This is a genomic window from Candidatus Deferrimicrobiaceae bacterium (genome assembly GCA_035256765.1).
In the GTDB taxonomy this organism is placed as follows: Bacteria; Desulfobacterota; Deferrimicrobia; order Deferrimicrobiales; family Deferrimicrobiaceae; genus CSP1-8.
On record DATEXR010000067.1, the window covers coordinates 1 to 9,494 of the forward strand.

At 60.7% G+C, this 9,494-nt stretch carries 9 protein-coding genes; 5 read left to right on the forward strand and 4 right to left on the reverse strand.

Going from position 1 to position 9,494, the window contains the following annotated elements:
• The first annotated feature begins 516 nt into the window (after positions 1 to 516).
• Together VJ307_02125 and VJ307_02130 are read left to right on the forward strand one after the other, a co-directional pair.
• Entirely contained in the window at positions 517 to 816 is a 300-nt protein-coding gene (locus VJ307_02125; GenBank protein HJX72924.1) for a hypothetical protein, read from the forward strand.
• 97 nt (positions 817 to 913) lie between these two features.
• Positions 914 to 1,351 carry a hypothetical protein gene (locus tag VJ307_02130; GenBank protein ID HJX72925.1) on the forward strand — a complete coding sequence of 146 codons (438 nt, stop codon included), beginning with the start codon at positions 914 to 916 and terminating at the stop codon, positions 1,349 to 1,351.
• Between the two features lie 350 nt (positions 1,352 to 1,701).
• On the opposite strand, the gene VJ307_02135 is transcribed toward VJ307_02130, so the two are convergent.
• Positions 1,702 to 1,989 (reverse strand): hypothetical protein, encoded by a 288-nt coding sequence (locus VJ307_02135; protein ID HJX72926.1) that lies wholly within the window; start codon positions 1,987 to 1,989, stop codon positions 1,702 to 1,704.
• 1,034 nt (positions 1,990 to 3,023) lie between these two features.
• Here VJ307_02135 and VJ307_02140 point away from each other — a divergent pair.
• Positions 3,024 to 3,323: a hypothetical protein gene (locus VJ307_02140; GenBank protein ID HJX72927.1), complete on the forward strand. Its 300-nt coding sequence runs from the start codon at positions 3,024 to 3,026 to the stop codon at positions 3,321 to 3,323.
• Positions 3,324 to 4,322: 999 nt separating this feature from the next.
• Here the strand turns inward: VJ307_02140 and VJ307_02145 are convergent.
• Together VJ307_02145 and VJ307_02150 are read right to left on the reverse strand one after the other, a co-directional pair.
• On the reverse strand, positions 4,323 to 5,225 hold the full coding sequence (locus VJ307_02145) for a TIGR01777 family oxidoreductase (protein HJX72928.1): 903 nt from the start codon (positions 5,223 to 5,225) through the stop codon (positions 4,323 to 4,325).
• A gap of 115 nt (positions 5,226 to 5,340) precedes the next feature.
• Entirely contained in the window at positions 5,341 to 5,811 is a 471-nt protein-coding gene (locus VJ307_02150; protein HJX72929.1) for a hypothetical protein, read from the reverse strand.
• Positions 5,812 to 6,167: 356 nt separating this feature from the next.
• Here VJ307_02150 and VJ307_02155 point away from each other — a divergent pair, with 356 nt between their 5' ends.
• Both VJ307_02155 and VJ307_02160 read left to right on the forward strand, forming a co-directional pair.
• A complete protein-coding gene (locus VJ307_02155) occupies positions 6,168 to 8,264 on the forward strand; it encodes a M1 family aminopeptidase (GenBank protein HJX72930.1) in 2,097 nt (698 codons plus the stop codon).
• The gene (locus VJ307_02160) at positions 8,261 to 8,863 is read left to right on the forward strand and encodes a DedA family protein (protein HJX72931.1); all 603 of its coding nucleotides are present in this window, start codon (positions 8,261 to 8,263) and stop codon (positions 8,861 to 8,863) included. Before VJ307_02155 ends, VJ307_02160 begins: the two co-directional genes overlap by 4 nt.
• Positions 8,864 to 8,882: 19 nt before the next feature.
• On the opposite strand, the gene VJ307_02165 is transcribed toward VJ307_02160, so the two are convergent.
• The gene (locus VJ307_02165) at positions 8,883 to 9,449 is read right to left on the reverse strand and encodes a DNA-3-methyladenine glycosylase I (GenBank protein HJX72932.1); all 567 of its coding nucleotides are present in this window, start codon (positions 9,447 to 9,449) and stop codon (positions 8,883 to 8,885) included.
• Positions 9,450 to 9,494: the final 45 nt, after the last annotated feature.

Sequence of the window (9,494 nt, forward strand, 5' to 3'; positions counted from 1 at the left end):
ATATGAAGTGGACCGAGGGATATTTCGATGTGGGGCGAAATAAAAGAGCAATCGAACGGCAAAAAGATCTTGAACGTGACGGTGCTGTACACGGAGGGCTGTCCGGTGACCCCGAACACGATCGAACGCATACGAGAGTGCGTCGCCGAATCAGATTAACGGCATTGATATCGATCCGTTCGTTCTTGACAGCAAGGTTTTCGGGTTTATGTGACGGACCTATGGGGCATCGGTGATGCCTTCCAAAGAGATGATTATTGATGCGCTGAATGAGGCATATTAAGAGGCTGAAGAGATAGGTCCACATTAGTCAAGGAGATATAGGTAACACTTTTTCGCATACAAAGGATGTCCCTATTCGGGAAAGGAAACCGAGGAATGAAACACACCTTCCTGCTCAGAGAGGGCTTTTGGGTTGCCGAAGGGGAATATTACGATGAAAACGGGAACGGGTATTCCACTGTCGGGCAATCGGAAACTACGCACCAGGAGGAGGTTTGGGTCAACGAAGGGATCATGAAGGTTTTCTTTGACGAGCCGGTGGCGATCGCCACCAGTTACGAGATCGAGCCGTTCGGAACAGGGAAAACCTCCACGCACTGGAAGTCCAGCAACCGGATCTTTGGGAACCTGAAGGGCCACTTCGTCATTGTAGGGGATTCGATCCTGTCCCTGTTCCGGTCGGAAGACGGACGATATTCCGGGACCGAATGGCTGCAGATGGTCGATGAAGGAACCTATCGGAGCCGGCGGGTCCTGCTCGATGGCGACAGGACGCTTTCCTCCTGGGCGATGGAGCTTCGAAAGGCTGGCTAACTACCGGCTGGAGCTGACGGCTGCCCTGCGGGAGATCCTGAGGCCCCGCAGCCCAGCCTGAGCGTTAGGCTTACGATACAAACAAGGAGAAAAAACAATGAGCATCCGCGACAAGGCATGGGATGCGGTCAAATGGAAATTGATGAAGTCGCATCTTGGTTACACAGACGAGGAGATGAAGGTATTCCGGGAAAATCCGAGAAACGAGGATGTCCTCTCGAAGGCACCGGCATTGCTCAACAAGACGATCGTCCTGACGGTTGTGGAATCTCACGGGTGCAACAGCCAACACAAGGTAGGGGACAAATTCTACTTTGACGGTGCGGGGAATCTCCTCACGAAACGTTGCCCCAAGAAGGTTTGCATTTACGCGCTCAGCGCGGCAACCTCGATGATCTTTGCTTCCAATGAACTCTTCTACGCTGGTGTTGATCCGAATGAAATTCGGTTCAAGCGCGCTGCCTGCTTTGACGTTGGTGTTCAATGTGGTGGCTGGGGGCGAATCGTTCTGGAGTTAAGTGTTCGAGATCGGTGAACGAAGCCTAACTACAAGCTGAAAACCAGCACTGCCCTTTGCCCATTGGCCCCGCAGCTTAAGCCGGACGTTGGGTGGTCGAAGCGGTCTCCTGGTGAAAAAACCTCAAACGATCCGTGATTTCTCTGCCCGTGTTGTGAGAGATTTGCGCGAATGGAGACGGATCGCGCTGGGGATGCTCAATGTCGGCGTAACGATCTTCATGCTCTGCGGGTGCGGCACATACGGTCGTATGCTCCTCCACGGGCGCTCGGGAGTCGAAGACTACCGAATCTTCCCGGGGCGTGAGATCGAGGCGAGTCCCCGGGCGTTTTTTTTCGCGACAAGACACAGGAAGGTCGCGTTACCGATCACCTGAGCATTCCCGGGCATGATGCGGCCACCTTGAGGCGATCCTGCGCGGGAACAGGACCCTGGCGTTCCTGGTCATCCAGGACGACGCGCTCCTCTATGAGCGCTACTTCAACGGATTCACGCGCGACAGCATCTCCCTGGGATTCTCGATGACGAAGTCCGTACTCTCGCTCCTCATCGGCTGTGCCATGGAAGACGGCTTGATGGGTTCCGTCGATGAACCCATTGCCCGGTACCTCCCGGAACTCCGCGGGCATCGCCCTGAAAAGGTTACGCTTCGACACCTTCTCCTGTCGACCTCGGGTTTGGATTACGCCGAGAACGATAACCCGTTCGGCATCCATGCGTATATGTACTACTGCGAAAGGTGCATTGAGCGCCAAGCGCTCGCCTTCCGGTTGGCTGAAGAACCGGGGACACGGTTTGTCTACAAGAGCGGAGACAACATTCTTCTAGCCACCGCGCTTCATCGCGCATTACGTGGAGAGACGATCACGGCCTATCTACAACGGCGGGTATGGAATCCTCTCGGCATGGAAAGCGGAGGGATATGGAGCACAGACGGAGAACAGGAGAAGAGCTGGTGTTGCTTGGCGGCAACTTCACGATCGTTCGTATTCCATGATGGCCGGACATCTGGGACAGTACGTCTTCGTAAATCCCGAGAAGCAGGTTGTCGTGGTCCGACTTGGGACGAGTCTAGGCGGACTTTCCTCCGAACAATGGCGGGATCTCTTTGCGGTCTTGAGTGATGCCGTCCGGCCTCAACCCAATCAGCAAGGAGGTGTACGTCCGGGAAGCGTTCTGATGAGCAGAGAGGAAGAGGCCGCCCAACTACCCGTTGAAGCTGACGGCTCGCCTGCCGATAAAGCATGAGCGCCCGTAGCTTAGTGCTGCGTCTCGTAAATACGGTCTCGTATCGGGTCGATGCCCTGGGGCGTTTCCCCTCCCGCTGCCAAGGGCTCGCGGGCGGCTTCCTCGTAGCAAACGCTCGCGACCTTCGCCCGCTCGCTGCCGGTTCCGCTCGCCGCAATTTTCGCCTTTCGGCGGGACACTCCTCAACGCTCGGGGGGACACTCCTCAACATACTACTCGAAATAGGATTGTCCCCGGAATGTCCCCCCGCTGCGTGGAACCCCCCGCTGCGCCCCTTGGCACCGGGAGCCACGAACGGATACGTCGCCGTATTTATGAAGCGGAGCACTTAGCCTGAGCGCTGGGCAGGTCTATCCGGAGGGAAACGTCATTGAAGCATAGTGGCCTCGATGCCGAAATATAGGCATAGAGACATGAGGTCAATAAGCATATAAGGCATACGGTGAAAATGGGACAACCTTTGGAGTCCAGGAAAAGATTCTTTCGGCATTTGTTCCTGCCCTCGATTGCGCCAGCTACGCTGATCTTGCTTTCCTTCACCCCGAAAACTGTATTTGGTTGCGCGAACCGCGGAACCATGGCTTTGGCGATCGTGTTCCTCGCGATGGTCGCAGCCGTCGCTACGACCGTAATAGGTGTGATTGAAAAAAAACGGGGGCATAGGGAGGAAGCCAACTGGTGGATCGTCACGACGTTGATCCTGCTGACGCCAATCGTGCTTCTTGTCGGGCCGTTGGGCTGAAAAGGATCGTAATGATGCGGTCGTGTTACAGCGATGCTGACACGGCATCAAGCCTTTGGACACAATAGACTGCCCAACTACAGGCTGAAGCTGACGGTCCGCCTTCCGGAATCCGTGAGCGCCCGCAGCTTAGCGTGAGCGTTAGGTGGACTATGGGGAAACGGCGGAGTAGAAATTATCAATGAATCAACTTCTAACCCCCTTCTCGATTCTCGCGGCGATTGGTCTATTCCTGAGCCTTATTGTTCATCTTTATGCACTCCTTGGGCAAAGGGTTCCATTCGGCAATCTCGCATGGGGTTTACATGTGGGCATATTCATCGTGTGGTTCCCGGCAGTGTCTCTAGGAAAACGATTGTCGAAGGATTATAAACAAAGTGAATTATTTCAAGCAATGCTCAGGGGATGTCCTATTTGGATGAAGAGGATGCCATATCTGTTTTTTTTGTACGCTGCCATCAATATGCTTTGGTCTATATCCACGGGGCAAGCTACAAAATGCGGTGACATAGGAAACGAGATTCAACAATTCAGATTATTCTCTGGTTTTTGGATGGTGTTTTACTCGGCAGCATTTTCAATTCTCTATTCCGCCAGCCAGACAGAAATATTCGACAAGGAAAGACGTTGCAGGAATGGACATGTTGTGTCGCCTTCAGCGAGATTTTGTGAAGATTGTGGAGCGCCAGTTGCAGAGTGGAGAATGTAAATCTTTTCGCCAGCCAACCACCGGTTGAACCTGAACGCTCGCCCGGAATACCTCCTGAGCACCCGCAGCTGAACCGGAACGTTCGCAGGACGGATGCAAAACCAGGGGACCGAACAATCGGATCGACTACAGGCGAGAGCCAAGTCAGGCTTGGCGCGATAGCGTCTTTTCAAGGGGAAGAGCCAAAGGCTTCGAGGAGTGGACACCGCGGATCGGGATTTCGGGGGCGTACGATCACGTTTGCCGGCAGAGGAAACAGCTCCCGTATCGCAGGATTTTCGTCCCTCTCCTTACTTCCCCAGCACATGGCGCAGGGCCCCTTCCAGTTCCGGGAAGCGGAACCGGTAGCCCGAGGCGACAAGCTTGGCCGGCACGACCCGCGCGCCGGCCAGGAGCAGTTCGTCCGCCATCTCCCCGAAGAGAAGGCGGGCGGCGAAGGCGGGCAGAAAGGCAACGGTGGGGCGCCCAAGGACCCGACCCAGCGCTTTCGTGAACTCCCGGTTCGTCACCGGGCCGGGGGCCACCGCGTTCACGGGACCCGCAAGGGAGTCCGTCGCAAGGGAGTAAAGGATCCCCCCGACGAGGTCGGACAGGGCGATCCAGCTCATGTACTGCTTCCCGCTCCCGATCCGGCCCCCCACGCCCGCCCGGAAGGCCGGAAGCATCTTCGCCAGCGCCCCGCCCTCCGCGCTCAGGACCATCCCGATGCGCAGGTTGACCACCCTCATCCCCCTCCGGGCGGCCTCGCCGGTGGCCTCCTCCCACTCCCGGCACACCCCGGCGAGGAACCCTTTCCCCGGCGGGCTCTCCTCCCGGAGGACCTCTTCCCCCCGGTCCCCGTAATACCCGGTGGCCGACGCGCACACCAGCGTTCCCGGAGGACGATCGAGGCGCAGGAGCGAATCGCACAGGAGGCGGGTCCCCCTGACGCGGCTGTCCCGGATCGTCGCCTTCCTCTCCGGCGTCCATGGAGCCCCCGCGATGTTCTCCCCGGCCAGATGGACGACGGAGTCGATGCCCCTCCCCTTGCCCAGGGACACGATTCCGGACTCGGGGTCCCAGCGGGCTTCCCCGGTGCCCTCCGCTTCCGTGGAGGGCCGCACGAGCCGGGTGACGTCGTGCCCGCCGCCGGAAAGCTCGCGAACGAGCGCCGATCCGACCAACCCGGTCGACCCGGTGACGAGCACGTTCATCTCATCCCCCCCTGCGGTCCGGCGGAGCAAAACGCTGCCGGCGGACGAATTGCGGCTCCCGGATACGGCCTCCCGTACAAGGGCGGCCGGCGGGGAAGGATCCCGCCGGATATCCTCATTTCGCCGGGACGAGGACGATGTCGAACTCCACCTCGGACTCTCCCCCGCCAAGGTACAGCTGGGTGGTGAGAGGCCGGTACCCGGGGGCTGCCGCCTTGAAGTGGATGTGCGGCGGGCGACCGGGATAGACGCCGGGGAAATCGGTGGAGAAACGGTACGCGCCGTCCGGGGGGACGGTCTGGATCCCCCGGTGGCCGTCATCGTAGCGCCCTCGCCGGTCCGTCTGCCACCACTCGATCCGCCCGCCGGCAAGGGGCCTGCAGTCGGGAATCCCGAGGAGCCGGCCCCGGACCACGAGCCCGCTGCCGGTTACGGTGCGCGCGGGCGCCCCCGGCTTGTAAAAGGGCCCTTCGATGTCGGCGGGGGTGGGCCTGCAAGGGCGGGAAGCTGCCGCGTCCTTCCCTTCCCCCCCGGAGGCGAACAGCAGCATCCCCGAAAGGAACAGGACGGCCAGGGCAACCGGCAACGACCTCCCGCCCTTAGTCCTCCGCTTCATAAATACGGTGTCGCACCGAGAGCGTCGATGCGCCGCGCCAGCGAGGCGCGCAACTGAGGATGGGGGGGGACACTCCTTTTTTTCTCGGTGTATACACCAGGAGTGTCCCCCCTGAGCGCAAGGAGCGCGTACTCCGCGGGAGCGGATGCAGCGGCGCTCGAATGCAACCGTATTTGTGAAACGGAGTACTTAGCCACCGCGCATTTTTTCCCGCCGCATCCCATCCTTTTTAGGTGCGGAAAAAATTCCGGGCGTTTCGTGCCCGGGGAAGGAGGCCGAAGGAATACGGGAATCCTCCGGAAACAGCGTGTATTCTAACGGATACCATGGCGAAATCCCCGAACACGGTCCGCGCCGGGGTCGGCTTGCTCCTCCTCCTGCTGACGGCGGCGCGGGCGTTTGGACAGCCGGCGGTCGTGCATCATGACCTGGCGATCCGCCTCTATCCGGAATACCACACCCTCCTGGCGAAAGACACCGTGACGGTGCGGCACGAAGGGGAGCGTAATCTTGTTTTCACCCTTTCCGGGAACGCCGCGATGGAAAAGGTCGTCGCGCAGGAGAAAGATCTCGCCTTCATCTTCGAAGGGGAGCATCTGCATGTCGCCCTGCCCGCGGGGCTCTCCGGAAAGGGCGATATTTCCCTGACCATCTCGTACCGTGCCTCGTTCCGTACCCTCGTCCCCGAAGACCCCGTGAACACCGAGGACCCGAGCTACGGGGTACGGGGGGTTATCCTGGAACGAGGAACGTTCCTGAGCGACGCAGCCGGGTGGTACCCGGAGATCCCCGGAAGCCGGCCGACGTTCCGGCTCTGGGTCGAAGGACCTGCGGGGTACGAGGCGGTCACGGCGGGGAGGCTCGTCCGGAGGGAGACGGCGGGAGAGGTGACGAGGTCGGAATGGGAGACCCGGGAACCGATCGGTGGCCTGTCCCTTTCGGCGGGTCCTTACCTCGTCCGGGAGGCAGGATCCGGGGAGACGAGGCTCTTCACCTATTTCTACCCGGAAACCGACGCCCTCTCGGAGAAATATCTTGCTGCGGTCGCCCGGTATCTCGACCTGTACCGGGGGCTTTTCGGGCCCTACCCGTTCGAGAAATTCGCCGTGGTGGAGAACTTCTTCCCCACGGGATACGGCTTCCCCTCGTACACGCTGCTCGGGAGCACCGTCGTCCGCCTCCCCTTCCTCCTCGGCACCAGTCTCGGACATGAGGTGGCGCACTCCTGGTGGGGGAACGGGGTCCGCGTCGATTACCGAAAAGGGAACTGGTCCGAGGGGCTTGTCACCTACGTGGCCGACTACCTGTACAAGGAACGGTCTTCGGCGGAGGAAGGACGGGAGTACCGTCTCCAGATCCTGCGGGACTACGGCACCCTCGTTCCCTCCGGAGGCGACTTCCCCCTGTCCTCGTTCACGGGGCGGGACAGTCCCGCGTCGAGAGCGATCGGGTACGGCAAGGGAGCGATGATCTTCCACATGGCGAGGCGCCGGGCCGGGGACGAGGCGTTCTGGAAGGGACTTGCGGAGGTGGCCCGGGAGAAGATGTTCCGGGAGGCGTCGTGGGGCGACTTCGCCCGGGCGTTCGGAAAGAACTCCGGCGCCGATTTCGCCCGCTTCTTCCGGCAGTGGGTCGACCGCCCCGGTGCCCCGGTCATCGCTCTCCAAGGGGTGAGGGCAAACCGGGCGGGGAAGGGGTGGCGGGTATCCGGGAGAATCACGCAGGAAAAGCCGTACTACAACCTGAGCGTTCCCCTTCACCTCATCGCGAGCGACGGAAAAACAGATACCGTGATCAAGGTTCCCGGGAAGGAGACAAGTTTCGCCATGGCGTCCGCGTCCCGCCCCCTTCGCCTGATCGTCGACCCCGAGGTGGATCTGTTTCGCCGACTCGACGCAACCGAGATCCCCCCTTCGGTCAACGGGATCCGGGGGTCGGCGGACCTCCTGGTCGTGGCCGCGCGCGGGCTCCCCGCCGACATTCGGAAGGCCTCGAAAGTCCTCCTCGCCGCCATGGGGAAGGAGAAGATCGGGATCCTCCGGGAAGAGGATACGCCCCCTTCCCGGCTCGCCGGGCACGACGTGCTCTACCTGGGCCTGCCGGGAGGGAAGAAGTATCTGCCCGCCCTGCTCCGGGAACTCTCGGTGTCCCCCAACGGGTTCTCGATCGGGGGGACGGAATACGGCTCCCGGGAAGACTCCCTCTTCGTCGTCCTGCCCCACCCGTCCGACAAGAAGCGGGTGGCGGCCCTCTTCCTCTCCCGTTCTCCCGAAGCCGCCGCGATGGCGGCCCGCAAGATCCCCCACTACGGGAAGTACAGTTACCTGGTCTTCTCGGGGGGGACGAACCGGGCAAAGGGGATGTGGGAGGTGACCGCATCCCCCACGGTGCACGAGTTCCCCCCGCAGATCCCGGCAAAATGACGCTTGATCTTTTCATCCACCAATACGGCTACTTGGCCCTCGTCGTGGGGACCATCTTGGAGGGAGAGGTCATCCTGATCCTGGGTGGGTTCGCCGCCCACCAGGGGTATCTGGAGCTCCCCTGGGTAATCCTGGCGGGATTCGCCGGGAGCCTGACCGGGGACCAGTTCTTTTTTTTCCTGGGCCGCTGGAAGGGAACGGCGTTCCTCGAAAAAAAGAAGGGCTGGACCGATCGGGCGGAGAGGATCCGGGCATGGGTCAGGGAATATCAGACCCTGATCACGCTCGGCTTCCGCTTCGTGTTCGTGTACGGGTTCCGGACCGTGACTCCCCTCTTTCTCGGGATGAGCCGGATGCCGGCGGCCCGGTTCATGGCCCTGAACGTCATCTCGGCTCTCCTCTGGGCGACATTGATCGGTACCGGGGGGTACCTCTTCGGCGCCGCGCTCAAGATGTTCGTGGCGGACGTGAAACGGTACGAAGGGAAAGCGATCGCGGCGATCGTCGCCACGGGGGCCCTCATTCATGCGGTGCGAACCATCCGGAAAAAAGTCCGCGGTCGTTTCGATGATCGGGGGACCCTTCCCCCCGGGCCATAGAACCTTTCCGCCGCCCATTCTATCCCGCCAGATCGCGGTGCCGGAAACAAGGGACCAGGTGGTCGTTCACCATCCCCACCGCCTGCATGAACGCGTAGCAGATCGTGGGGCCGACGAAGCGGAACCCCCGCGCCGCAAGGTCCCGACTCATCGCGCGGGACTCCTTTGTCTCCGACGGCAGTTCGGACATCGACCGGAACCGGTTCACGATGGAAACCCCGCCCACGAACTTCCACAGATAGACGTCGAAGGACCCGAACTCGACGCGTACCTCCAGGCATCGGCGGGCGTTCTCCACGGCGGCGGCAATTTTCCGCCGGTTCCGGACGATCCCGGGGTCGGCCAGTAGCCTCGCCACCTCCCCTTCGCCGTAGGCCGCCACGCGCACCGGGTCGAACCCGTCGAAAGCCCTGCGGTAATTCTCCCTCTTGTGGAGAATCGTCCGCCAGGAAAGGCCCGCCTGGGCGCCTTCCAGGACGAGGAACTCGACCAGCCTGCGGTCATCGTGCACCGGCACGCCCCATTCCTCGTCGTGGTACGAAATCATCAACGGATCATCCCCGGCCCAATCGCAGCGCAATCCCAATTATCCTCCGGTGGAAATTTTCCTTGGAAACGCCTATTATCTATA

Coding starts and splice junctions, on each gene's coding strand:
- VJ307_02125 (HJX72924.1), top strand. CDS start 517: ATGAAGGTTTTCTTTGACGAGCCGGTGGCGATCGCCACCAGTTACGAG.
- VJ307_02130 (HJX72925.1), top strand. CDS start 914: ATGAGCATCCGCGACAAGGCATGGGATGCGGTCAAATGGAAATTGATG.
- VJ307_02145 (HJX72928.1), bottom strand. CDS start 5,225: ATGAACGTGCTCGTCACCGGGTCGACCGGGTTGGTCGGATCGGCGCTC.
- VJ307_02155 (HJX72930.1), top strand. CDS start 6,168: ATGGCGAAATCCCCGAACACGGTCCGCGCCGGGGTCGGCTTGCTCCTC.
- VJ307_02160 (HJX72931.1), top strand. CDS start 8,261: ATGACGCTTGATCTTTTCATCCACCAATACGGCTACTTGGCCCTCGTC.